The organism is Nonomuraea sp. GTA35, from assembly GCF_041950525.1.
Taxonomy (GTDB): Bacteria; Actinomycetota; Actinomycetes; order Streptosporangiales; family Streptosporangiaceae; genus Nonomuraea.
Genome location: NZ_JBGNUV010000001.1, coordinates 322,992 through 345,439, shown reverse-complemented (window position 1 = coordinate 345,439; position 22,448 = coordinate 322,992). Strand labels below are relative to the sequence as shown.

Here is a 22,448-nt window from a genome sequence, read left to right as displayed (position 1 = left end):
CCCTCGCCGGTACCTGCGCCGGACACCCCGGATGCTATGTCAACCCCTTGCACTGATCCAGACGAAAGGAGCACATCACCCCAGGATCCAGGGTGCAACCGCTTGCAGGATCCGGTCAGCGCGAGGATCACCTGCCCCCTCGGGGTGCCGATGACGGCGCGCAACGCCGGCTCCGGCCCGTCGGCGACGTCGAGCCGGACGCCGAGCGCGGCCAGGTCGCGCCGGAGCGCGCCGGGGCGGGGGTGCTTCACCTCTCCTCCCGCGTGGGCTCGCCGAGCGAGAGCATCAGCCGGTTCGCCCAGCCGAAGAACGCGCCGGCGTGCACGGCGTCGCTGATCGCCAGGTCGTCGAGCCCCGCCGCGCGCAGCGCCGCGATGTGCTCCGCGCCGAGCCGGGACGGGGTGTCGGCCAGCGCCACGGCGGCGTCGATGATCGCCCGCCACCGGTCGTCCTGCCGCGCGCGCACCCCCTCCTCCAGCAGGCGGCGCACGTCGGCGGGCCGCTTGGAGTAGTGATCGGCGAAGCGCGCGTGCACCGAGGCGCAGAAGACGCACCCGTTGTGGCGGGAGGTGGCGGTGGCGGCCAGCTCGCGTTCGGCGCGCGGCAGGCCGCCGTCGGGGTTGTAGAAGATGTCCTGATCGGTCTTGGTGCGGGCGTGCAGGATGTCGGGGTCGCGCGCGAGCAGCAGGAAGTACGGGGAGGCGGCGCGGGCCCTGTCCACCAGCGCCTCGTGGTGCGCGTCGGTCAGCTCCTCCTCCGTCAGGGGCGCGAGCCACGGCCGCCAGCCGAGCCGCTCCGTGGTGAAGCCGGTCATGCCGGTCATGCCGTGACCCCTTCCTGGTTGAGCAGCCGCAGGCCGGTGATCACCCGTACCTGGAAGCTGAGGAACGCGACGAGCTGCGACAGCGTGACGATCCCCGTCTCGCTCCAGCCCGCGCGGCCCAGCGCCGCCAGCGCGTCCCTGCCCGCCTCGCGCGGCCGGAACACGAGCAGGTGGGCGTGCTCGAACGCGGCGGCGAGCCGGACCCCGAGCGCGGCCGGGTCGCTCACCCGGTAACGCGGCCCCTCCTGGCTCTCCGCCGCCAGGGCGCCCGCGTACACGCCGTAGGGCCCGGTGGCGCGGCCGGCCTCGATCTCGGCCTCGACGGCCTTGAGCAGGCCGGGCGAGAGCTCGGCGAGGCGGCCGGCGTAGAAGCCGGCGACCGTGAGGTCCTGGTGCAGGCCGGTGACGAAGGCCGCGACCGCGTCGCGCTCGACGAGCGTGACCTCGCCCTCGTCGTCGGGGGCGAAGAGCGCGTCGTAGCTGCGCTGGGCGTGCTCGCGGGCGTCGGGGCGCCGGTCGCGCAGCCGGTCGAGGGAGGAGCCGGGGGCGATCCCGGCCAGGTGGTCGATGACGTCAGTGATCATTTCTTGCTCGATTCCGTGATGGGACGCCGGCCGAACGCGGGCGCGACCTCGGTCGCCAGCAACTCGATGGAGCGCAGGACGAGGGGGTGCGGCGGGTCGACCGAGTGCACCTGGAAGACCAGGTCGGTCGCCCACTGCAGGGTGGGGTCGGCACACAGGCTCTCGATGACGTCCTGCGGCGTGCCCAGGTGCACGTCGTAGGCGGTGATCCGGCTGTCGAGGTCGCTGCCGGGCAGCTCGAAGGGCAGGGTGCGCCGGCCGAGGCCGATCTCGGCGTACCGCAGCGCCTCGGCGCGGCTGTCGGCCACGAACGCGGTCCGCGACGCCATGATCCGCGGCGCGGCACCGGGCGGCAGGCTCTCGTGGTAGGCCTCGACGATGGGGAGCTGCAGGTCCGCCAGCGTGGCCTGCGGGCGCTCGGCGGGCCGCGGCTGGGTGCGCGACAACATCAGCCCGTGGCCCGCCCGCCCGGCCCTGGCCCCGCCGGCGACCGAGAACGTGGCCTCCCACACGGCGTCGAGCAGCCGGGGCGCGGGCGGGTAGAGCCGGCTGCCGCCGCCGAGGTCCTCGCCCGCCCAGGCGCGCCGCAGCACCCACAGGTGCTCGGCGTACAGGGCCGCGCGGTCGGCGGGGTCGTGCCCGAAGGGCGCGAACGCCGACGGCGTGCCGCCGCCGCCCACGCCCACCTCCAGCCGGCCGCCGGTCAGCAGGTCGAGCACGGCGGTGTCCTCCGCCACCCGCAGCGGCTGCTCCAGCGGCAGCGTGATGATGCCGGTGCCGAGCCTGATGCGCTCGGTGCGGGCCGCGACGTGGGCGAGGAACACCAGGGGCGCGGGCAGCCCGCCCTCCTCGCCGTCGAAGTGGTGCTGCGCCACCCACGCGGTGTCGAACCCGTACGCCTCGGCGTGCCGGATCTGCTCGGCGGCCAGCCGGTAACGCTCGCCCGGAGGGACGTCGTCGAGCAGGCGGGTGAAGAAGCCCAGCCTGATGGGATGCCTCATCGCACCCGCTCCGGGATCGCGGCCAGCAGCTCGCGGGTGTAGTCGTGCCGGGAGTCGCTGAAGACCTGGCGGGTGGTTCCGGTTTCCACGATGCGTCCTTTGCTCATGACGGAGACGGTGTGGGAGATCTGGCGCACCACGGCCAGATCGTGCGAGATGAACAGGTAGGTCAGGCCCAGCTCGCGCTGGAGCCGTTCGAGCAGGTCGAGGATCTGCGCCTGCACGGTGACGTCGAGTGCCGAGACCGCCTCGTCGAGCACGAGCACCTCGGGCTCGACGGCCAGCGCGCGGGCGATGGCCACCCGCTGCCGCTGCCCGCCGGACAGCTCGCGGGGGCGGCGTCCGCGTACCTCGCCCGGCAGCGACACTCGCTCCAGCAGGTCGGCGACGCGGGCCCGGCGCGCCTGGCGGTCGCCGAGCCCGAAGTTGCGCAGCGGCTCCTCGATGATCTCTCCGATGGACTGGCGAGGGTCGAGCGACCCGTACGGGTTCTGGTAGACGAGCTGCACGTGACGGCGGAAGCGGCGGCCGTCCGGCGCCCCCGCGATGCTGACCGTTCCCGACGTGGGGGTGGCGAACCGCGCGACCATCCTGGCCGTGGTGGTCTTGCCCGAGCCGGACTCGCCGACGAGCGCGTGCGTGGTGCCACGGGTCACCTCGAAGCGGACGCCGTCCACGGCGCGGAACGGGCGGCGCCGCACGCGGAACTCCTTGACCAGGTCGCGCACCACGATGGCGGGCTCCCCGGCGGGAGGGTCGCGGAAGGGCCGCTCCGACAGCGCGGGGGCGTCGCTCAGCAGCCGCTCGGTGTAGCCCTCCTGGGGCGCGGCCAGCACCGCGGGCGTCGGGCCCTGCTCCACGACGCGGCCGTCCCTCATCACGACCAGGCGGTCCGAGCGGCCGGCGGCGACGCCCAGGTCGTGGGTCACCAGCAGGACGGCGGTGCCGTACTCGGCCCGCAGGTCGTCGATGAGGTCGAGGACGCGCCGCTGCACGGTGACGTCCAGGGCGCTGGTGGGCTCGTCGGCGATGATCAGGCGCGGTCGCAGGGCGATCGCGGCGGCGATGAGCACGCGCTGGCGCATGCCGCCCGACAGCTCGTGCGGGTACTGGCGGGCCCGCGTCTGCGGGTCGGGCAGGCCGACGCGGGCCAGCAGGTCGAGGACCCGGGCGCGGATCGTGCGGCGGTCGCGCTCGCCGTGGATCCGCAGCACCTCGCCGAGCTGAGCGCCGATGGTTTTGACCGGGTCCAGGGAGTTCGCCGGGTCCTGCGGGATGAGGCCGATCCGGCTGCCGCGTACGGAACGCAGGCGGCGCTGCGACCACCCGGCCAGGTCGGCCTCACCGAACAGGATCCGGCCCGCGTCCAGGGTGGCGTTGCCCGGCAGCAGGCCGATGAGGGCGTGGGCCGTGGTGGACTTGCCCGACCCGGACTCGCCGACGACGGCCACGACCTCGCCCGGCTCGACCGAGAAGGACACGCCGTGCAGCGCGCGGCGGCCGTCGTACGAGACCGCGAGGTCGCGCACCTCCAGCAGGCTCATGCGCGTTCCCTTCCGATCGAGCGGCTGATGCGTCCGGCGGCCAGCACCACGGCGACCACGACGGCGCCGGGCAGCGTGGTCAGCCACCACGAGGTGGCCAGGTAGTTGCGTCCCTCGGCGATGAGCAGCCCCCACTCGGGGGTGGGGGGTTCGGCGCCGTAGCCGAGGAAGCCGAGCGTCGAGATGGCCAGGATGGCCGCGCCGAACTGCAGGGCGGCCAGCGCGATGACGGGGCCGAGGGAGTTGGGCAGCACGTGGCGCCACAACACGGCGGGGTACCGGCCGCCGCTGCCGAACGCGGCCTCCACGTAGTCGGTGCGGCGCACCCGCACGACCTCGGCGCGGGCCAGCCGGGCGAAGGCCGCCACCGAGCCGACGCCGACCGCGATCGCCACGTTCACCGTGCCGGGGCCGAGCAGGATGATCACTGTCAGGGCCAGCAGCAGTCCGGGGACCGACAGCAGCACGTCCACGACCCGCATGACCGCCGCGTCCGCCACCCCGCCCGCGGCGCCGGCCAGCAGCCCGAGCAGCGTGCCGAGCAGCAGGCCGACCCCGACGGCGACGAGCGCCCCGGACAGCGAGTGCACCGAGCCGTGCACCACCCGGGCGAAGACGTCCCGCCCGACCGCGTCGGTGCCGAACAGGTGCTCCGCCCCCGGCGGCCGGAGCTTCTCGGCGGGCACGCCGGCGATCGGGTCGTAGGCGGTGAACGCGCCCGGCACGGCCGCCCAGAGCAGCACGAGCCCGACGACCGCCCAGGCCAGGACCGGCCCGATCGGCACGCGGCCGGGCACCACCCTGGCCAGAGCCGGCCCGAGCCGCGCCCGGGCCTGGCCTCCTCCGGCCGGAGCCGGGGCGCCGCTCATGCCGCCGCTCCCTTCAGCCGCGGGTCGAGGATCGGGAACAGCACGTCCACCACCAGGTTGACCAGCACGAACACGGCTGCCGCGAGCACCACGACGGCGAGCATGACCGGCGTGTCCTGCGCGTTGACGGCCTGCTCGGTGAGCCGGCCGATCCCGGCCCGGCCGAAGACGGTCTCGGTCACGACCGAGCCCGCGATCAGCTCGCCGAACGTCAGCCCGGCCACGGTGAGCGTCGGCAGCACGGCGTTGCGGGCCACGTGCCGCCACAGGATCCACCAGCGGGTGGCGCCCCTGGCCGCGATCACCGGCACGAACGGCTGCGCGTACACCTGGTCGATGGCGCGCGCGAGCACCTGCGCGATCGGCGCCGAGATCGGCACGGCCAGCGTCAGCACGGGCAGGACGAGCTGCTGCAGCTCGCTCCCGCCGATCACCGGCACCAGCCCCAGCCGGAACGAGAAGACCTGGATCAGCAGGATGCCCAGCCAGAACGCGGGCACCGAGACGAACAGCGACGGCACCGACAGCAGCGCCCCGCGCAGCCAGGAGGTCGTGCTGTAACTCGCCGCGAACGCGATCACCACAGCGATCAGCACCGCCAGCAGGAACGCGGCCGACGCCAGCCGGGCGGTCTCGGGCAGCGCCTCCGCCAGCCGTTCGGCCACGGGGGCGCCGGTGTCGATGGAGTAGCCGAGGCTGCCGGTCAGGAAGCCGAGCAGGGTCTGGACGTAGTCGGCGACGGGCGAGCCGCCGGCGTAGTAGGCGCGGATCTCGGCGATCTGCTGGGGTGACAGGCCGAGCTCCGGGTTCTGGAACTTGATCAGGATCGAGTCGCCGGGCAGCAGTTGCAGGAGCACGTAGCTCGCCGTGAAGGCGGCCCAGAGCACGAGCGCCGCCTGCCCGGCCCGCGACAGCAGGTACCTGGTCACGGCTGCGACTTCCACACCGAGTAGAACCACGGCCGGGCGACCGCCTCGAAGGCCACGCCGTGCACGTGCGGCGCGGCGCCGTACACCTGGGGCTCCTCGAACAGCGGGATCGCGTAGCCCTGCTCGATCACGTACCGCTGGATCTCGGCGACCTTGGCGTTGCGCGCGGCCGTGTCGGGCTCGGCGGACTCCTCCTCCAGCAGCCGGTCCAGCTTCTCGTCGTCGGAGAGGATGACGTCGCGGTTCTCGCTGTGGAAGTGGCTCTTGATCACGTCCTGGTCGGCGCGGCCGACCATGCCGTGCTGGATGGCGGTCTTCTCGGCGTCCTTGATGTCCACGGCCTGGGTGCCGGCGTCGGCGGGGCGGATCTCCAGCTTGACGCCGATCTTCGTCCACTGCTGGGCGACGAGTTCGAGGGTCTGCTTCGACAGCGGCTGGGGGCCGGAGACGAACACGCCCAGTTCGAGCCGCCTGCCGTCCTTGGCGCGGATGCCGTCGGCGCCGCGCGTCCAGCCTGCCGCGTCGAGCAGCGCGTCGGCCCTGGCCGGATCGTAGGTGAGCTCCTTGGACAGGTCCACGTACCCCTGGGCGAGGTGGCTGAGCACGGAGGTGGCGACCGGGTAGCTCTCGGTGAACAGGGTGTCGACGACCTCCTTGGCGTTCGTGCCGAGCCGCAGCGCGGTGCGTACGTCGGGGTCCTTGAGCAGGCTGTTGCCCGGCCGCAGGTACAGGCCGTTGTTCACGCCGCGGGTGGGCTCGGCGTGGATCCGGAAGCCGGCGTCCTTGACGGTCTGCTCGTCGTAGGCCTGCACGTAACGCACCATGTCGGCCTGGCCCGAGGTGAGCGCGCCGACGCGCACGTTGTCCTCCGGCGTGACGATGATCTTTATTTCGTCGAGGTACGCACGGCCCTGGTGCTGCGACGACGGCGGCGCCCAGTCGTAGTCCTTGCGGGCGACGAGGTCGACCTCCTTGTCGAGGATCTGCTTCTTGAGCGTGAAGGGGCCGGAGCCGATGATGTTCTTCAGCTGGCACTGCTGCTCGTACGGCAGGGAGATCGTCTTCTTCGACACCAGGCCGGCGCCGATCACCGAGGTGCCCTGCAGGAAGCCGGGCGACGGCCGGTCGAAGTGGAAGCGCACGGTGAGCGGGTCGATCACCTCGCTGCGCTCGTAGTTGTTGACGAACTCGGCGACGGGCAGCTTGAGCTTCTCGTCGCCGAGGCCGTACACGTCGAAGTTGGCCGCGACGGCGTCGGCGTCCAGCGGGCTGCCGTCGCTGAACGTCACGCCGTCGCGCAGGTGGAAGGTGTACTCGGTGGCGTCCTCGTTGATCTCCCACTTGGTGGCGATCCACGGCTCGATCTCGAGCGTCTGCGGGTTCTGCCAGGTCAGCTTGTCGGTGATCTGGTTGAGGATGCCGCCGTTGGGATAGAAGCCGGCGGCGGGCAGGTAGAGGCAGGTCGGCGGCTGATGCTCCAGGTAGGTCAGCGTGCCGCCCAGCACGGGCTTGCCGTCGCCGGGCGCCGGCCCGGCAGCGCCCCCGCCGCCACAGGCGCCGAGGAGGCTCACGAGAGTGAGCGTGACGACGGTGCGCAGCGGTCTGGATGGAGACATGGGGGTACTGCCTTTCATGAACACGTGGAAGCTAAACCAGCATAACCTACCTAAATAGTAGAAAATCAAGTCGCGGGAGCGGAGTGGCGGCTGCAGGCGGGACCTAGGCGCTCAGCACCTTGCGGAGCAGCTCGCCGAACTCGGCGGGGTGCGTGGTGAGGCCCACGTGCCCGCCCGGGAAGTGCACGAGCTCCGTGCCGAACCGCTCGGCCAGGAACGCGGCGGGGCGATAGGGCAGCTCGCCGCGCGACTCCTCGCCCGCCGCGAGCACGAGCCGGTCCGACAGGGCCCGCAGCCGAGCCACGTCGGGGGTGTAGGCCATGAAGCTCGGGACGATCCGCCCGAGGAAGTACGACATGTCCGCCATGGTGCGCTCGGCCCGGGCCGCTGCCTGCGGCGGCAGCTCGGTGGCGGCGGGGGCGCCGACGGTGTCGGTGACACCGCGCGCCTTGCCCGCGTCAGGGGCTTCGGCGCCGTCGCGAAGCTTGGCCGCATCGGGGGCTTCGGCACCGGGCCGCTCGAGGCCCGCCGCGAACACGGCCGCAGCGGGCATCAGCCCCTCCCTGCGGAAGGTGTCCTCGACGCGGGCGAGCAGCGCGCGGTGCTCGGCGGCGTCCGGCAGCACCTCGACCACCGGCGGCTCGTGCGCCACGACGCGCTCGACCCGCCCCGGGTGGGTGACGAGCAGGTGCAGCGCCACGATGGCGCCCGAGCTGCACCCGGCCACGCGGGCGGGCGCGCCCGGCGACAGCAGTTCCAGCAGCCGGAACGCGTCGTCGGCGTGCTGCTCGACCGACTGCCGGGCCTCGGGGTCGTCCAGCGGGCTGCGGGACAGGCCGCGCGGGTCGTAGGAGACGACCGTGTACTCGTCTGCCATGCCGGCCGCGACGCCGTCGAACGCGGCGGCGCCGCCCGTGCCGCCGGGGATCAGCAGCAGGAACGGGCCGCTGCCGCGCACCTCGTAGCGCAGTTTCGCGCCGGCCACGCGCAGGTGGCCGATGGTGGGGGTGGTCATGCCGGATCTCCTTCGTGTTCGTGTTCTGGCCAGTGCTCCAGGAGGGTGTGCAGGGCGTCGAGGCAGCGCAGCCAGGTGGCCTGCGCCGGGCGCGAGTGCGCGAAACCGCCCGCGGCCTCGAGGCTGACGAAGCCGTGCAGCGTGCTGCGCATCAGCCGGACCGCGTCGGTCAGGTCGGGCTCGTCCAGCCGGTAGGCGCGCAGCATGCTGTACGTCAGCTCGATCGCGCGCCGCGGTCCCGCCGCCCGGGCCGCGAGCTCGGGATCGATCTCCATCGGGGTCTGCGTGGCGGTGTAGCGGCCCGGGTGGTCGTGGGCGTAGCCGCGCCACGCGTTCGCGTACGCCACCAGCGCCTCCCTGCCCGACCGGCCGGCGGTGGCCTCCGCGATGCGGATGGTCTTCTCGTCCGCCGCCAGCAGCGCGATCCGTCCTCGCAGGTCGTCGAGGTTGCGGACGTGCGCGTACAGGCTGGCGTCCTTCACCCCGAGCCGGCGGGCCACCGCCGACATGGTCACGTGCTCCAGCCCGACCTCGTCCGCCAGCTCAGCCCCGACGAGCGTCACCCGCTCCGCCGTCAGCCCCATCCGTGCCATGCACACCACCCTCCCTAGGGTTATTAGGCTATACCTAATGCCCCTAGTTTTCACAATGAGCCAGTAAGGCCGTCTGCTGGGACGACAAGTTTCGAAATGTAGCTGAAATTTTCAAACGAATCGGTCAGGAGTTCACGGGCACACTGACCAGGCCAGTTTGTGCATCCCGCCCTTTTCCGGCAGGGGCGCACCCTCACAGTCTGACCGGAGTCATTGACAACTCCGCACAACGCGGCCGATACTTTCGCCACCGTTCCGATAGTTTCGTTGATGCCCGCCTTCACGAGAAGGAAGCATGCAGATGAACGACGCACCCCACCCCCCGCACAGCCGCAGACGCGGCCGCATCCTGCGGTTCGCAGGCCGGGCCTGCGCCGTGGTCGCGGCGCTGGCCGTGGCGATGCTGCCCAGCGTCGCGCACGCCGCCATCACCACCAACCAGACCGGCACCAACAACGGCTACTTCTACTCGTTCTGGACCGACAGCCAGGGCACGGTCTCCATGGAGCTGGGATCCGGCGGCAATTACAGCACCTCGTGGCGCAACACCGGGAACTTCGTGGCCGGCAAGGGCTGGAACCCCGGCGGGCGCAGGACGGTGACCTACTCGGGCAGCTTCAACCCCTCGGGCAACGCCTACCTGACCCTGTACGGGTGGACCAGGAACCCGCTCGTCGAGTACTACATCGTCGACAACTGGGGCACCTACCGGCCGACCGGCACGTACAAGGGCACGGTGACCAGCGACGGCGGCACGTACGACATCTACCAGACGACGCGCTACAACGCCCCGTCCATCGAGGGCACCCGGACCTTCAACCAGTACTGGAGCGTGCGCCAGTCGAAGAAGACCGGCGGCACCATCACGGCCGGCAACCACTTCGACGCCTGGGCCCGCAACGGCATGAGCCTGGGCAGCCATGACTACCAGATCCTCGCCACCGAGGGTTACCAGAGCAGCGGCAGCTCCAACATCACGGTCGGCGGCTCCTCCGGCGGAGGCGGCGGCGGGGGTGGCGGCGGGGGTGGCGGTGGCGGCGGCGGGGGTTGCACCGCCACGCTCTCCGCGGGCCAGCAGTGGAGCGACCGCTACAACCTCAACGTGTCGGTCAGCGGCTCCAGCAACTGGACCGTCACGATGAACGTGCCCTCCCCCGCGCAGATCATCGCCACCTGGAACGTCACCGCCAGCTATCCCAGCGCCCAGGTGCTGACCGCCAGACCCAACGGCAACGGCAACAACTGGGGCGTGACAGTCCAGCACAACGGCAACTACACCTGGCCGACGGTCTCCTGCAGCGCGAGCTGACCTTCGGGCACCCTGGCGCGGCGGCACCTCCCCTGCCGCCGCGCCACACCGCGTGAGCGATCAGAATGGCAGGCGCGGTCCGGCCGTGGCCGAGCGGGTGGTCGAAGGGTGATGAGCATGATCCGGTGGCGACGGTTACGGGCTCTGCCCGTGCTCCTCGGCCTGGCGGTGCAGATCGCCGCGTGCGGCGTGCCGCTGGGCGATCCTGCCCCCAGGCCGGTGGGGATCGGCCGGACAGCCGATGGGCAGGTCCGGTTCGTCGTCCCGCTCTGCGACGGGGAGACCGTCTCCGCCTTCGAGGTTCTCGAGCATCAGACGCTGCGTCCCGTGTGGAGGGTGTCCCAGCCGACGCGGCCGGAGACGCGGCCCCGGCAGCAGGCGACCGGCGAACACTGCTGAACCTTACGAGGCGGGCTTCCGCCAGACCGAGACGTGGCTCCTGCTCTCGCCGGTGAACGGCTCGCGCCCCAGCCCGCCCAGCGCTCGTGCAACGCCATCCCGGCCAGGCGCGCCATGAGGTCCAGCTCGGCCGGCCACACGTAACGGTGGGTCGAGGAGTAGATCTCGACCTGCCCGCCCGCCGTCCAGTAGTGGTGGGAGACGGCGAGCTGCGCGGCGACGTCGTACTCCTCGAACCCCAGGTGCGCCGGTGTCACCGCGAACGGGTGGACGGTCTGGCCGGGCGGCAGCCGCCGCAGCTCCGGGACGTACACCTCGATGACGAAGCAGCCGCCCGGGCCGAGGTGCGCCGCCGCGTTGCGGAAGCACTCGACCTGCTCGTCCTGCGTGGTCAGGTTGGTGATCGTGTTGCGTACCAGGTAGGCGAGGGCGAACGTGCCGTCCACCCGCGTGGTGGCGAAGTCGCCGACGGTCACGCCGACGCGCTCCGCGCCGGGCTTGGCCCGGAGCTGCGCGATCATGGCGGTGGACAGGTCGATGCCGTGCACGCGTACGCCCCGCCGGCTGAGCGGCAGAGCGAGGCGGCCGGTGCCGACGCCGAACTCCAGCGCGGCGCCCGAGCCCGACGACGCTGGCCCCGGGCCCGACGGCGCTGGCCCCGGGCCCGACGACGCTGCGTCCGAGCCCGAAGGCCCGGCGTCCGAGCCCGCCAGCCCGGCGAGGAAGTCGACCGCCGGGTCGACGACCGCGGGCTCGAACAGCTCGGGCCATTTCTCCTCGTAGGTCTCGGCGATTCGCGCGTCGAAGGTGTTCTGCGCCATACCGCCACTGTGGGCACGCGCACGCCGGGACCGCCACCCCTTTATCGGACTCCCGAGCGCACGCCGTCAAGAGATTGCGCACGCTACTCCACTATGCGTACAGTGTTCTCCACATCAGAACGCCGTGCACCTCATGGAGGCCACTCGACATGGTCGAAACCCACCGGCCGCTGGCAGAGCTCCCCCTCACCCGCACCCCCGGCTGCCCCTTCGACCCGCCGCCGGAGCTGGCCGGGGTGCGGGAGCAGGCGCCGATCAGGCGGCTGACCTTCCCCGACGGGCACGCGGGATGGCTGGTCACCGGTCACGCCCTGGCCCGCGCGGTGCTGGGAGACCCCCGCTTCAGCTCCCGGCCCGAGCTCATGCACTACCCACTGCCGGGGGTGATCTTCGGCGAGACGCCTCCGGCCCCGATCGGCGACCTCACCGGGCTCGACGCTCCCGAGCACACCCGCTACCGCAAGCTGCTGATCGGCAAGTTCACCGTGCGCCGCATGAGCCTGCTCACCGAGCGCGTCCAGGAGATCACCGCCACACAGCTCGACGTCATGGCCGAGCACGGCCCGCCCGCGGACCTGGTGCGGCTCTTCGCCCAGCCGGTGCCCGCGCTGATGATCTGCGAGCTGCTCGGGGTCCCGTACGCCGACCGCGAGACGTTCCAGCGGCACGCCGCGGTGCTGGCCGGCGGCGACCACAGCCCGGAGGAGCAGTACGCGGCCTTCGGCGAGCTGGGCGAGTACCTGCACGGGCTGGTGCGGGCCAAGCGCGCGCACCCCACCGACGACCTGCTCAGCGACCTGACCGGCACCGACCTCGACGACGAGGAGCTGGCGGGCATCGGCGCCTTCCTGCTCGGCGCCGGGCTCGACACCACCGCGAACATGATCGCGCTGGGCACGTTCGCCCTGCTGAGCCACCCCGGCCAGCTCGCGGCCCTGCGCGACGAGCCGGAGCTCGCCGACCGGGCCGTCGAGGAGCTGCTGCGTTACCTGAGCATCGCCCACACCGGCCAGCGGGCCGCGCTGGAGGACGTCGAGCTGGGCGGCCGGCTCGTCAGGGCCGGGGAGACGGTCGTCGTCTCGGTCCAGGCGGCCAACCGCGACCCGGCCAGGTTCGCCGACCCGGACAGGCTCGACCTGCGCCGGGAGGCCGTGGGGCACCTGTCCTTCGGACACGGCGCGCACCAGTGCCTGGGCCAGCAGCTCGCCCGGGTCGAGCTGCGCGTCGCGCTGCCCGCGCTGATCGGCCGCTTCCCGGCGCTGCGCCTGGCCGTGCCCGCCGTCGAGGTGCCGCTGCGCGGCGGCCTGGACATCTACGGCGCGCTGCGGCTCCCGGTCACCTGGTGAGCCTGGTCCCGGCTCGACCTGAGATAGGCGATGCCCAGGTCGAGGGCGGACTCCAGGTGGGTGGTCTGCCCGGTGGACATCTGGATCAGCACGCCGCCCTGGATTCCGGCGAGGATGGCGGCGGCCGCCCGTTCCGGGTCGAGGCCGGGGTCGATCTCGCCGGCGGCCTGCATGTGCCGCACGCCGGCGGCGATCTCGGCCTGCCAGCGCCCCATCAGCTCGGTGACCACCGCCTGGGCCCCTGGCGTGCGGTCGCCCAGGTGCGAGGTGACGGCGTTGAGCGGGCACAGGCGGCCCTGCCGCCGGTAGCGGTCGACGACCTTGTCGCGCCAGGCGTCCCAGGCCGGCCAGGAGGTGAGCTCGTCGAGCTGCGGCCGCTGGTCCTCCAGCACCCTGCCGGCCTCGAACCGGGCCACGGCCAGCAGCAGCTCCTCCCGCCCGCCGGGGAAGTAGTGGAAGAGCTGGCTCTTGCTGGCCGAGGTCGCCGACAGCACGTCGTCGAGGGTCGTGGCGGCCACGCCGTGCTCGCGGATGAGCTCGGCCGCGCCTTCGAGGATGCGCTGCCGCGTGGCGGCTCCCTTGCGGGTCAGCGTCCGCATGATCGACCTCCACCCGATCGGACTACGTCATCCACCCTACCAATTCTGGACTTGCGGGTCCATTTTCTCCGGCGCAAGCTGGCCGCATGTCCATGGATCAGTACTTCCTGCTCGGCCGCTCCGGCCTGCGCGTCAGCCGCCTCGCCCTCGGCACGATGAACTTCGGCATCGGCGGCTTCCACGCCGCGTACGGCAAGACCGAGGACGAGGCCCGCCCCATCTTCCGCCGCTACCTCGAAGCCGGCGGCAACTTCATCGACACCGCCGACTTCTACACCGCCGGGGAGAGCGAGACCATCCTCGGCAACCTCGTCGCCGAGGCCGGGGTGCGCGACCGGGTGGTGCTCACCACCAAGTTCACCAACAGCGTGGACCCCGGCGACCCGAACGCCGGCGGCAACGGCCGCAAGCACATGATCAGGGCGCTCGAGGCGTCCCTCCGCCGCCTGCGCACCGACCACGTCGACCTGTTCCTGCTGCACACCTGGGACCGGATCACCCCGGTCGAGGAGGTCATGCGCACGTTCGACGACCTCACCAGGGCCGGCAAGATCCGGTACGCGGGCCTGTCGGACGTGCCGAGCTGGTACGCGGCCCGCGCCCAGACGCTGGCCGAGGCGCACGCGCTCGCCCCGCTGGTCAGCCTGCAACTCCCCTACTCCCTGGTGGACCGGGCGATCGAGCGCGAGCACGTCCCCATGGGGCAGACCCTGGGCCTCGGCATCACCGCGTGGAGCCCGCTCGGCAGCGGCTTCCTCACCGGCAAGTACCGCCAGGCCGACCAGGGCCTGACCGGCGAGGGCCGGCTGAGCGGCGCGGGCGGCGCGGGACGCACGTGGACGGACAGGGAATGGCGGCTCCTGGCGACCCTGGAGAACGTCGCCGCCGAGGTCGGCAGGCCGATGGCCCAGGTCGCGCTCAACTGGGTCGCCACCCGGCCCGGCGTGGCCTCGGCGATCATCGGGGCGAGCAGCGTCGGGCAGCTCGACGCCAACCTGTCCGCCCTCGACTTCGAGCTGCCCGCCGAGCTGCGCGCCCGGCTCGACGAGGCGAGCGACGTGCCCGCGGAGTCGGTGTACCGGATGTTCACCCCGGGCTACCAGGGCTGGCTGGTCAATCCGGGAGCCAAGGTCGCCGACAAGCCCGCCGGGTACGTCCCCGCCGTGCGGAACTGGGCGGCCTGACCCGCGCCCTGCGTCATTACTGGAGTGCTCTTTGTGACGTTCTGAGCTATGGTCGCCCGTATGACGGGACCGTGGAGAACACCACGAGGGTCCATCGCGTTCACCGGCGTGATGGGCCTGGTCCTGCTGTCCCTGCTGCTCGTCGGCGCCTCATGGGGCTCCGGCAGCGGGGGCTCCGGCCTGCGGGCCGGCGTGCCGTACGGGCCGGCGTGGATCCTGGGCGACCCGGGCGCCGAGCTCTCCAGCCTGCCGCCACAGGCCACCAGTGTGCGCGAGCACCACGTGCTGTCGCTGTGGCCGCCGCTGCGGGGCGAGCGGCAGGCCGAAGCCGGCCATCTGGCGCTGCTGCCGTCGCCCGGCCACGACGAGGCCGCGATCCGCGATCCGCAGCAGTTCGCCCACCTCGCCACGGGGTCACGCAGCCCGCCGCTGATCTAGCCGCCGCCTTTCACCACCTCCGGAGCTCTACGGCCGTTCGTGTGCCGTAGGGCCTCGCCGCGCGTGTCCGCCTCCTCGGCGAGGCGGCCGCGCGCGCTCCCGGGCGGCCAGCCATGACGACCGGTCCGGTGTGTGCCGGTCGTCCCGTCAGCGTGCGCATCCCCGAAAAGGACATTTCTCATCATGACCGACACCCACGGAGCCTCACACCTCAGCACCGTCCAGCTCCAGACCCTCCGCCAGGACCTGCAGGAGCAGCTCGAACGGCGCAGCCGCCACCTGCTCGGCCTGCAGGACGAGGCGCGGCAGAGCACCGGCGCGGACGACACGTGGCAGGAGCTGCTCGTCTCCCTGTCCACCGCCGACCGCGCGATCGCCGAGCTCAGCCAGGCCCTCGACCGGCTGGACACCGGCGCCTACGGCCGCTGCGGGCACTGCGAGGCCGGCATCCCGTTCGAACGGCTCAAGATCCGCCCGCTGGCCCGCTACTGCATCGGCTGCCAGCGCCGGTTCGAGGCGGCCTAGCCGTCAGATCACGCATCCGTCCTCGCGCAGGTCCCGCAGGGCGGCGGCGCCCTCGATGATGCGCCGGTAGGACGGGCACTGCGTGAAGTCCTCGGCGGTGCACTCCATGAGGTGCTCGATCAGCCGCTTGGACGCCGCGATCTCCTCGAGCCGCCGCTCGAGGTCCGCGTGATGGTGTTCGAGGAGTGCTCGGCGCTCGGCCCGGCCGGCCGCGCCGAGCACCTCCCTGATCTGCTCGAGGCTCATCCCGCCGCCCTTGGCCCGGATGATCGTCATGACCCGTACGACGTGGTCGCGGGTGTAGCGGCGGCGGCCGTTCACCCGGGCGGCGGGGGTCAGCAGGCCCATGGCCTCCCAGTGGCGCAGCACGTGCGGCGCCAGGTCGAACCGTTCGGCCAGCTCGCCGATGCGCATCGAGTCGGTTGACTTCATGTTGACATTAACTTGCAGCCACATCCCGGCCGTCAAGGCGGCGCGACCGGGCAGCGGCTACGTCGTCACCGCGTACACGCGGGTGGTGCCGAACACGCCGGTGTCCCTGCGCCGCCAGGGCGTCACCGTGCGCAGGTGGCGGAAGCGGCCGGTGCGCAGCAGGTGCGCCTCCTCGACGGGGTTGAAGTAGATCAGGGTGATGGGGCGCGGGTTCCTGTCGGCCGAGCCGAGCAGCCGGTCCATGGCGGCGGCGAACGTCCGGCCCCTGAACGGGTTGTTGAGGAACACCACGCTGACGTCGTCGGGGATGTCGTAGTCGAGCACGTCCGACTGCACGAACTCCACCGCACGCGCGCGCAGCCGCAGCCTCGTGGCGGCCAGGTTGGCCCTGGCCACCTCGGTCAGCTCGGGAGACAGCTCGACGCCGATCGCCTGCTTGAACGGGTACCGGCCCGCCGCCTCCAGCACCATTCTGCCCTTGCCCGCGCCCAGGTCGAGGAAGACGTCCTGGTGTCCGACGTCCCTGACGGGCAGGGCCCGGCGCAGCGTGCCCCAGTGGGCGGGCGAGTAGTAGACGCGTTCGGGGTGGTCGAGGCCGAACTCCGCGAGGTCGGCGAAGTCCGCGGTGCTCACGCCGTACCGCTGGTCGTAGAGCAGCCTGGCCAGCCGGCGGCGCACGGAGCGCAGCCGTACGGGCAGGCCGCCCATCATGAGGACCTCTTCCGCCTGCAGCACCGCCTCGCAGCCCAGGGCGATCGGCGTGCCCGTCAGGAGGGCGCCGAGCAGCAGCGGCATCCTCTCCCGTACGGCCGCGAGCGGGCTGCCGGGCGGCGGGGCGGCCAGGTCGTCGATGACAGTCACAGGCGTCTCCTCGAAGGTGGCCGGCGCTGACGGTGGCCGGCTACGGCCCGAGTGTGACAAGTCACGGCGGGGCAGGACACCCCTTGACAAGCCGCCCTGCTGTCAAAGATGGGCAGTGGGCCGGGCGGGCCGGGCGCTCCTGGAGGAGCAGGGCGTGCAGCTGTGGAGCCGGTGCGCGGCGGGCCCGACCCGTCACGCTGCAGCTTCGAGGTCACCGTCGGCGAGAACGCGATGGACTTCACCCCCGAGGAGGTGGCCGCCCTCATCCGCGACGTGCTGACCCGCGCCGCGGAGCCCCGTGCCGCCGCCCGGGCGCACGGTGCCTAGGATGCCCGGAATGGAGCTGAGTTCTCGCCTGGAGCACGAGTGGGAGCTGCACCGGCCGGCCGTGTTCGGCGCGGCCTACCGGCTGCTCGGCAGCGTGGCCGAGGCCGAGGACGTGGTGCAGGAGGTCTGGCTGCGGGCGGCGGGCGCCGAGGACCTGTCGCAGGTGGTGGACCTGCGGGCGTGGCTGATCACGGTGGCGGCGCGCACGTCGTACAACGTGCTGAAGTCGGCCAGGGTGCGGCGCGAGGACTATGTCGGGCCGTGGCTGCCCGAGCCGCTGCTGACCGGGCCCGACGCGGCCGGGCCCGTCCTGGTGGACGAGTCGGTGGGCACGGCGATGATGGTGGTGATGCGGGAGCTGGCGCCGCCCGAGCGGGTGGCGTTCGTGCTGCACGACGTGTTCGGGCTGCCGTTCGAGCGGATCGCCGAGGTGCTCGGCAGGTCCGTGCCGGCCGCGCGCAAGCTGGCCTCCCGGGCGCGCGGGCGGGTGGCGGCCGCCCGCGACAGGGAGCCGGATGCCGCGCGCGGCGAGCGCGAGCGGGTGGTGGCCGCCTTCCGCGCCGCCTCGCAGGCGGGTGACCTGGCCCGGCTGGTGGAGGTGCTGGATCCGGACGTGGTGTACGTCGCCGACGGCGGCGGCAGGGCCAAGGCCGCCCGCGTGCCGGTCCGCGGCCGCGACCGGCTGGCGCCGATGCTGGCGTGGATCGAGGGGCGGCACCCGGCCGAGCGGATCGAGCACCTCGAGGTGGCCGGCCGGCCGGCGCTGATCACCTACCGGGACGGCGTGCCGGCGTGGGTGGACACGTTCGAGATCCGCGAGGGCCGGATCGTCACCATCTGGCGGGTGGTGAATCCGGAAAAGCTCCGGCATCTCGGTCACCTTTGAGCGGGCTGTGTTGTCTGCCTGGCGTACGGGAGCACGTCACAGACTGAGGAGACGCACATGCCGCACATCGTGATCGTCGGTGGGGGTTTCGCCGGGGTGTGGGCGGCGGCCGCGGCCGCGCGCGTGCGCGACGGCGCCGACCTGGACATCACGCTGATCGCGCCGGACGAGGACCTCGTGCTGCGCCCGCGGATGTACGAGGCCGAGCCGGAACGCGCGACCGTCCCGCTGCCCGGCCTGCTCGGGCCCATCGGCGTCCGCCACCTTCGCGCCTGGGCGGAGCACATCGACGTGGCCGCCCGCCGGGTGCACGCCGGCGGGGACGTGATCGGCTACGACCGGCTGGTGCTGGCGACGGGCAGCCGGCTGGTGCGGCCCGACCTGCCGGGTGCCGGCCTGCTGTTCGACGTGGACACCCTGGCGGGCGCGCGGCGGCTGGCCGACCACCTGCGGGGCAGGGAGGGTTTCACGGCCGTGGTGGTCGGGGCCGGGTTCACCGGCCTGGAGGTGGCCACCGAGCTGGCCGGGCGCGGGCGGGTGGTGCTCGTGGACCAGGCGGACGTCGTGGGGCCGGACCTCGGGCCCGCGCCGCGGCCGTACATCGAGGACGCCCTCGACCGGCTGGGCGTCGAGCTGCGCCTGGGCGCCGGCCTGCGCGCCGTCGAGCCCGGCGGGGCGGTGCTGTCCGGCGGGGAGCGTGTCGCCGCCGACGCGGTCGTCTGGACGGCCGGGGTCCGGGCCGACGCGCTCACCGAGCAGATCCCCGCGCGCCGCGACCGGCTCGGCCGGCTGGCCGTCGACCGGTGGATGCGGGTCGAGGAGCCGTCCGGAGCCGTGTTCGCCGCCGGGGACGTGGCGGCGGCCCGCTTCGACGACGACCACGACGTCATGCAGGCCTGCCAGCACGCGACCCCGATGGGCAAGACGGCCGGGCACAACGCCGCCGCCGACCTGCTCGGGCTGCCGCCGCTCGACTTCACGCCCGCGCCGTACGTGACCTGCCTGGACCTGGGGGCCGCCGGCGGGCTCTACACGAAGGGCTGGGAGCGGGAGGTCGCGCTCAGCGGGGAGCAGGGCAAGGAGGTCAAGCAGTGGATCATGCGACGGATCCAGCCGCCGGTCGACGACGCCGAGCAGCTCCTCACCCTGGCGGGGATGGTGCGCCTGCCGCTCCCCTTCTGACCTGACCGCGGGCAGGCAGTCCAGCCCGGGCTCGGGGTCCTGGTGGCGCCGGGGATCACGTTCGGCGCCCTTCGGCCGTCAGGCGACCGGGGCGACGTGGATGGAGGCGGGGCGGGTGGCGGCGTCGTAGGCGGCACGGGCTCCCGTGGCGCCCATGCCGCTGTCGCCCGCCGGCTCGTAGAGCCGTTCGGGCCCGCCGCCCTGCCACTGGTTCACCCACACGACGCCGACGGGGATGCGGCGCGCCGCGGCGACGTGGTCAGGGTCGGTGGTGTAGACGGTGGCGGCCAGGCCGTACCGGGAGGCGCCCGCCCGCTCCAGGCCCTCCTCGAAGGAGGAGACGACGGCGACGGGCGCGACCGGGCCGAACGTCTCCTCCGTCATGATCAGCATGGACTCGTCCACGCCGGTGAGCACGGTGGCGGGGTAGTAGAAGCCCTTGCCCTCGGGCACCACCCCGCCGGCGCGGACGGTCGCGCCGCGCTCGACGGCGTCGGTGACGTGCCGTACGACGACGTCCCGCTGCCGCCGGTCCACCAGCGGCCCGAGCACGTCACCGGCCGGATAGGCGCCGGCGGCCTCGACGAGCGCGTCGATGAACGGCTCGGCGACGTCCCGGTGCACGTAGATGCGCTCCATGGAGGTGCAGATCTGCCCGGTGTTGGCGAACGCGCCGAACGCGACAGCGGCGGCCGTCGCCACCGGGTCCACGCCCGCGTCCACGACGACGGGGTCCTTGCCGCCGAGTTCGAGGATCGAGCGGTGCAGCAGCCCTCCGCTCTGCGCGCCGACCTCGCGTCCCGCCTCGACGGAGCCGGTGAAGTGCACGAGGCCGATCCGCTCGTCGGCGGTCAGCGGCGCGCCTGCCCGCGAGTCGCCGAGGAGCAGGTTGACCACGCCGGGCGGCAGGTCCATGAGCTCCAGCAGCCGCACCGCCGACAGCGGCGAGCGCTCGGACGGCTTGAGCACGACGGTGTTCCCGGCGGCGAGCAGCGGGCCGAGCGCGCCGAGGGTCATGGGCACGGGGAAGTTCCACGGCACGATGACGGCGGTGGCGCCGAGCGGGTTGCGCACGATCGTGGTGCTGCCGCCGTCCGGGCTCGCGATCGTCTCCTCGAACGCGTAGTCCAGGGCCTCGGCCACCGCGACCTTGAACGCCTGCGCGGCGCCGCCGATGAACGCGGTGCCGAGGGCGACCGGCTTGCCCATCTCGCGGCACTCGGTCTCGGCCAGCTCCCCGGCGTGCGCGGCGACCGTGTCCGCCCAGCGGGTCAGGCGGGCCACGCGGTCGGCGACGGGGAGCGCGGCCCAGGCCGGCTGCGCCGCCACGGCGGCGTCCACGGCCAGGCGCGCGTCCTCGGGCGAACCGCTGGGGCAGCGGGCGACGACCTCCTCGGTCGCCGGGTTCACCACGTCGTGGAAGCCGGCGCCGCGGGCGTCCTGCCACACGCCGCCGATCAGGTTCTGCAGGGTCTTCATGTGAGGGTGCTCCCTAGAGGCGGTCGGCCATGAGCTCGCCGGCCATGATCGCTGTCAGGTTCGTGTTGGCCCGCGGCACGGACGGGAAGATCGAGGCGTCCACCACGCGCAGCCCGTCGAGCCCCAGGACACGGCACGACGGGTCGACCACGGTGGCGGCGTCGCCGGGGTCGCCCATGCGGCAGGTGCTGGTGCCGTGCTGGGCGTCCATGGCGGTGGCCAGGATGTGCTGGTCGAGCGCGGCGTCGTCGTCCAGCACCTCGAACAGCCGCGCGTTCGCGGCCTCGGCGGAGGCGGCCAGGATGGGCGCGACCTCGGGCATGCGGGCGAGCTCGGCCAGGGCGCGGACGCCCTGGCGCATGCGCTCCAGGTCGCGCGCGTCCGACAGCATGCGCTCGCGCACCTCGGGCTGTGCCTCGGGGTCGGCGGAGGTCAGCGTCAGCACGCCGCGCGAGTGGTTCTGGTTGAGCCACACGCCCACGCCGCCGGCGGGGAGCCGCTTGTCGGCGGCCTCCATGGACAGCACGTTCTGGTTCAGCGAGACGACCATCATGTCCAGCGGCAGGCCGCCGGGGCCGCTGGTGTAGCGGACGCAGACGTTGGTGTGGCGGTCGTCCGCGGTGCGGATGGCGGCGTGTTCCGCCAGGAGCAGGCTGATGACGATCATCGGGTGGTCCTGCATGCCGCGGCCGACGGGGAGATCCTGCCGGACCTCGATGCCGAGCCTTTCGAGGTCGGCCGCCGGGCCTACGCCGGAGCGCAGCAGGATGGCCGGGGAGTGGATGACGCCGGCGCTGATCACGATCTCGCCGGCGTACTCGGTCGTGACCGTGCCTTCCTGGACGACCCGTACGCCGACGGCCCGGTTCCCGGCGAACAGCACCCGGTCGACCAGGGCTCCGCCGCGTACGGTGAGGCCGGGCAGGGACCGGGCGGGCTCCAGGTAGCCGTCGTTGACCGACACCCTGCGCCCGGCGCGGGAGTTGATCGGGTACGGCGAGACCCCGATCGCGCCCGGCGCGTTGACGTCGGGCGCCCAGGGGTGCCCGGCGGCCAGCGCGGCGTCGCACAGGGCGGAGTCCACCGAGCCCCATCGCTCGCGCGGCATGCGGAAGATCGGGGCGGGGCCGCCGCGCCCGTGGTACGGCTCGTCGCCGAACTCCTCGTCGTCCTCCAGCTTGGCGAAGTACGGCAGCACGTCCTGCCATGACCAGCCGGCACAGCCCGCCGCGGCCCAGTCCTCGAAGTCCTCGACCGGCGGGCGGATCGCGATCTGCCCGTTGATCGAGGAGCTGCCGCCCACTCCCCGCCCGCGCCAGTACGGGGCCTGCGGCTGCTGGTCGGTGCGCGAGGAGTTGACCCCCGCCCAGACCATGCCCTCGACGGCGGTGGGGTCGAGCAGGGCGCGGACCGGGTTCGGCGACCGCCACGCCTCGTGCATCCGCGCCGATCGGTAGTCGGGCCCCGCCTCCAGGAGGAGGACGCGCCTGCCTCGTCCGGCGGCGCGGGCGGCGAGCGCCGCGCCGGCGGAGCCCGCGCCCACGACGATGATGTCCCAGCCCGTGTCTGTCACGGCGAACCTCCTGCTCAGGGCGGCCGGAAAAGTCCGGACCGCGGCTAGCCGGTAGACTGCCGTGAGCAAAAAGTTCAGTCAAGAGTGAAAGTTCATTTTTTTCTGACCGTTGG

The 22,448-nt window shown here is 73.0% G+C and carries 23 protein-coding genes; 8 read left to right on the top strand and 15 right to left on the bottom strand.

Annotation, left to right across the window (positions count from 1 at the left end):
• Positions 1 to 247 precede the first annotated feature (247 nt).
• The 9 genes from ACBJ32_RS01515 to ACBJ32_RS01475 all read right to left on the bottom strand — a co-directional run bounded on the left by ACBJ32_RS01515 (position 248) and on the right by ACBJ32_RS01475 (position 8,974).
• On the bottom strand, positions 248 to 823 hold the full coding sequence (locus ACBJ32_RS01515) for an alkylhydroperoxidase domain protein (protein ID WP_375125036.1): 576 nt from the start codon (positions 821 to 823) through the stop codon (positions 248 to 250).
• Positions 820 to 1,407, bottom strand: coding sequence for a CMD domain protein (locus ACBJ32_RS01510; protein ID WP_375125035.1), 588 nt, complete (start codon positions 1,405 to 1,407; stop codon positions 820 to 822). Before ACBJ32_RS01510 ends, ACBJ32_RS01515 begins: the two co-directional genes overlap by 4 nt.
• Positions 1,404 to 2,408, bottom strand: a complete 1,005-nt coding sequence (locus tag ACBJ32_RS01505) for a putative FMN-dependent luciferase-like monooxygenase (protein WP_375125034.1) — start codon at positions 2,406 to 2,408, stop codon at positions 1,404 to 1,406. Before ACBJ32_RS01505 ends, ACBJ32_RS01510 begins: the two co-directional genes overlap by 4 nt.
• Positions 2,405 to 3,952, bottom strand: coding sequence for a dipeptide ABC transporter ATP-binding protein (locus ACBJ32_RS01500; RefSeq protein WP_375125033.1), 1,548 nt, complete (start codon positions 3,950 to 3,952; stop codon positions 2,405 to 2,407). The genes ACBJ32_RS01505 and ACBJ32_RS01500 overlap by 4 nt, the downstream gene beginning before the upstream one ends.
• Positions 3,949 to 4,821, bottom strand: a complete 873-nt coding sequence (locus ACBJ32_RS01495) for an ABC transporter permease (protein ID WP_375125032.1) — start codon at positions 4,819 to 4,821, stop codon at positions 3,949 to 3,951. Before ACBJ32_RS01495 ends, ACBJ32_RS01500 begins: the two co-directional genes overlap by 4 nt.
• The gene (locus ACBJ32_RS01490; protein WP_375125031.1) at positions 4,818 to 5,750 is read right to left on the bottom strand and encodes an ABC transporter permease; all 933 of its coding nucleotides are present in this window, start codon (positions 5,748 to 5,750) and stop codon (positions 4,818 to 4,820) included. The genes ACBJ32_RS01495 and ACBJ32_RS01490 overlap by 4 nt, the downstream gene beginning before the upstream one ends.
• Positions 5,747 to 7,366 carry a TIGR04028 family ABC transporter substrate-binding protein gene (locus ACBJ32_RS01485; RefSeq protein WP_375125030.1) on the bottom strand — a complete coding sequence of 540 codons (1,620 nt, stop codon included), beginning with the start codon at positions 7,364 to 7,366 and terminating at the stop codon, positions 5,747 to 5,749. Before ACBJ32_RS01485 ends, ACBJ32_RS01490 begins: the two co-directional genes overlap by 4 nt.
• 103 nt (positions 7,367 to 7,469) lie before the next feature.
• Entirely contained in the window at positions 7,470 to 8,381 is a 912-nt protein-coding gene (locus ACBJ32_RS01480; protein ID WP_375125029.1) for an alpha/beta fold hydrolase, read from the bottom strand.
• Complete coding sequence (locus ACBJ32_RS01475; RefSeq protein ID WP_357886948.1) at positions 8,378 to 8,974, bottom strand: WHG domain-containing protein; 597 nt, start codon at positions 8,972 to 8,974, stop codon at positions 8,378 to 8,380. The genes ACBJ32_RS01480 and ACBJ32_RS01475 overlap by 4 nt, the downstream gene beginning before the upstream one ends.
• Before the next feature lie 301 nt (positions 8,975 to 9,275).
• On the opposite strand from ACBJ32_RS01475, the gene ACBJ32_RS01470 reads away from it, so the two are divergent.
• Positions 9,276 to 10,283, top strand: a complete 1,008-nt coding sequence (locus ACBJ32_RS01470; protein WP_375125028.1) for a glycoside hydrolase family 11 protein — start codon at positions 9,276 to 9,278, stop codon at positions 10,281 to 10,283.
• 311 nt (positions 10,284 to 10,594) lie between these two features.
• Here ACBJ32_RS01470 and ACBJ32_RS01465 read toward each other — a convergent pair whose 3' ends face one another.
• The gene (locus tag ACBJ32_RS01465) at positions 10,595 to 11,503 is read right to left on the bottom strand and encodes a class I SAM-dependent DNA methyltransferase (RefSeq protein WP_375125027.1); all 909 of its coding nucleotides are present in this window, start codon (positions 11,501 to 11,503) and stop codon (positions 10,595 to 10,597) included.
• A gap of 149 nt (positions 11,504 to 11,652) precedes the next feature.
• Between ACBJ32_RS01465 and ACBJ32_RS01460 the strand changes: the two genes are divergently transcribed.
• Positions 11,653 to 12,849, top strand: a complete 1,197-nt coding sequence (locus ACBJ32_RS01460) for a cytochrome P450 (protein ID WP_375125026.1) — start codon at positions 11,653 to 11,655, stop codon at positions 12,847 to 12,849.
• Here ACBJ32_RS01460 and ACBJ32_RS01455 read toward each other — a convergent pair.
• Positions 12,816 to 13,448: a TetR/AcrR family transcriptional regulator gene (locus tag ACBJ32_RS01455; RefSeq protein ID WP_375125025.1), complete on the bottom strand. Its 633-nt coding sequence runs from the start codon at positions 13,446 to 13,448 to the stop codon at positions 12,816 to 12,818. The genes ACBJ32_RS01460 and ACBJ32_RS01455 overlap by 34 nt on opposite strands.
• Before the next feature lie 86 nt (positions 13,449 to 13,534).
• On the opposite strand from ACBJ32_RS01455, the gene ACBJ32_RS01450 reads away from it, so the two are divergent.
• The 3 genes from ACBJ32_RS01450 to ACBJ32_RS01440 all read left to right on the top strand — a co-directional run bounded on the left by ACBJ32_RS01450 (position 13,535) and on the right by ACBJ32_RS01440 (position 15,595).
• Entirely contained in the window at positions 13,535 to 14,632 is a 1,098-nt protein-coding gene (locus tag ACBJ32_RS01450) for an aldo/keto reductase (RefSeq protein WP_375125024.1), read from the top strand.
• A gap of 60 nt (positions 14,633 to 14,692) precedes the next feature.
• Positions 14,693 to 15,070 carry a hypothetical protein gene (locus ACBJ32_RS01445; RefSeq protein ID WP_375125023.1) on the top strand — a complete coding sequence of 126 codons (378 nt, stop codon included), beginning with the start codon at positions 14,693 to 14,695 and terminating at the stop codon, positions 15,068 to 15,070.
• A 183-nt stretch (positions 15,071 to 15,253) separates the two neighbouring features.
• Positions 15,254 to 15,595 (top strand): TraR/DksA family transcriptional regulator, encoded by a 342-nt coding sequence (locus tag ACBJ32_RS01440; RefSeq protein ID WP_375125022.1) that lies wholly within the window; start codon positions 15,254 to 15,256, stop codon positions 15,593 to 15,595.
• A gap of 3 nt (positions 15,596 to 15,598) precedes the next feature.
• Here ACBJ32_RS01440 and ACBJ32_RS01435 read toward each other — a convergent pair whose 3' ends face one another.
• Positions 15,599 to 16,027 (bottom strand): MerR family transcriptional regulator, encoded by a 429-nt coding sequence (locus ACBJ32_RS01435; protein ID WP_375125021.1) that lies wholly within the window; start codon positions 16,025 to 16,027, stop codon positions 15,599 to 15,601.
• Positions 16,028 to 16,084: 57 nt separating this feature from the next.
• Entirely contained in the window at positions 16,085 to 16,888 is an 804-nt protein-coding gene (locus ACBJ32_RS01430; RefSeq protein ID WP_375125020.1) for a class I SAM-dependent methyltransferase, read from the bottom strand.
• Positions 16,889 to 17,050: 162 nt separating this feature from the next.
• Here ACBJ32_RS01430 and ACBJ32_RS01425 point away from each other — a divergent pair, with 162 nt between their 5' ends.
• Genes ACBJ32_RS01425 through ACBJ32_RS01415 form a run of 3 tightly spaced genes read left to right on the top strand, consistent with a single transcriptional unit; the run spans position 17,051 to position 19,283 of the window.
• Positions 17,051 to 17,215, top strand: a complete 165-nt coding sequence (locus tag ACBJ32_RS01425) for a hypothetical protein (RefSeq protein ID WP_375125019.1) — start codon at positions 17,051 to 17,053, stop codon at positions 17,213 to 17,215.
• 10 nt (positions 17,216 to 17,225) lie between these two features.
• Entirely contained in the window at positions 17,226 to 18,101 is an 876-nt protein-coding gene (gene sigJ, locus ACBJ32_RS01420; protein ID WP_375125018.1) for an RNA polymerase sigma factor SigJ, read from the top strand.
• 57 nt (positions 18,102 to 18,158) lie between these two features.
• The gene (locus ACBJ32_RS01415; protein ID WP_375125017.1) at positions 18,159 to 19,283 is read left to right on the top strand and encodes an NAD(P)/FAD-dependent oxidoreductase; all 1,125 of its coding nucleotides are present in this window, start codon (positions 18,159 to 18,161) and stop codon (positions 19,281 to 19,283) included.
• 78 nt (positions 19,284 to 19,361) lie between these two features.
• Here ACBJ32_RS01415 and ACBJ32_RS01410 read toward each other — a convergent pair whose 3' ends face one another.
• Together ACBJ32_RS01410 and ACBJ32_RS01405 are read right to left on the bottom strand one after the other, a co-directional pair.
• Positions 19,362 to 20,762 (bottom strand): aldehyde dehydrogenase family protein, encoded by a 1,401-nt coding sequence (locus ACBJ32_RS01410; protein ID WP_375125016.1) that lies wholly within the window; start codon positions 20,760 to 20,762, stop codon positions 19,362 to 19,364.
• Positions 20,763 to 20,775: 13 nt separating this feature from the next.
• A complete protein-coding gene (locus ACBJ32_RS01405) occupies positions 20,776 to 22,335 on the bottom strand; it encodes a GMC family oxidoreductase (RefSeq protein WP_375125015.1) in 1,560 nt (519 codons plus the stop codon).
• Between the last annotated feature and the right edge of the window lie 113 nt (positions 22,336 to 22,448).